This window comes from Vibrio sp. 1562, assembly GCF_033340155.1.
In the GTDB taxonomy this organism is placed as follows: Bacteria; Pseudomonadota; Gammaproteobacteria; order Enterobacterales; family Vibrionaceae; genus Vibrio; species Vibrio alginolyticus.
The window spans coordinates 1-743 of the sequence record NZ_JAWOVY010000284.1; the positions used below are offsets into that span (position 1 = coordinate 1).

Genomic DNA, 743 nt, shown 5'->3' on the forward strand with positions numbered 1-743 from the left:
CCACGGACAACAAGCTTAGTTTCTAGTAAGCGTGAACCTGAATGAACGTCATGGCCTTTAAGGAGTTCGAGCATCATAAGCATCGCTTGGCGGCCAATTTCATAACGAGGTTGAGAAATGGTCGTTAACGGTGGATCGCAGTATTGAGCAAAGTTGATATCATCGAAACCAACCACTGACAGATCTTGCGGAACGCGCAGACCGAGTCGTTTCGCTTCTTGGATTGCGCCGATTGCCATGGTGTCACAGTGGCAGAAAATCGCAGTTGGTGGCTCTGGAAGTTCTAGCAACTTACGTACAGCTTTCGCGCCGCCGTCAAAAGAAAACTCAGTGATAACGCTGTATTGTGGGTCTTTACTGATCCCCGCGCGACGCAAGGCTTGTTGATAACCTTGCTGGCGGAACTGGCACAATACCGCTGTGTCTGGCCCTGAAATTTGTGCTATGCGTTTATGGCCAAGTTGAGTTAGGTAATTGACCGCTTCAAAAGCAGACGTTAGGTTGTCAATGTGCACGGTTGGTAATTCTAGCTCTGGCGCAAACTCACAAGCCATGACCATTGGTGGCAGGTTTTTCTGTTCTGGCTTGCTGACATCAAATGGCAGGTCGGTACCAAGCAGTAACATGCCATCGGCTTGTTTGGTGAACACTAGATTCACAAACGAGCTTTCACGCTTTTTCTGCTGGCCGCTGTCACCGAGCAGTACGAGGTAGCCATGTTCCATAGCGGCGTCTTCGATACC

General features: G+C 49.5%; 1 protein-coding gene. It reads right to left on the reverse strand.

Annotated features, from left to right (window positions below; translation table 11 throughout):
- Positions 1–743: DNA-binding transcriptional regulator CytR (gene cytR / locus R7Z49_RS24680; RefSeq protein WP_318112329.1), on the reverse strand; the 743-nt coding region annotated here is incomplete at both ends.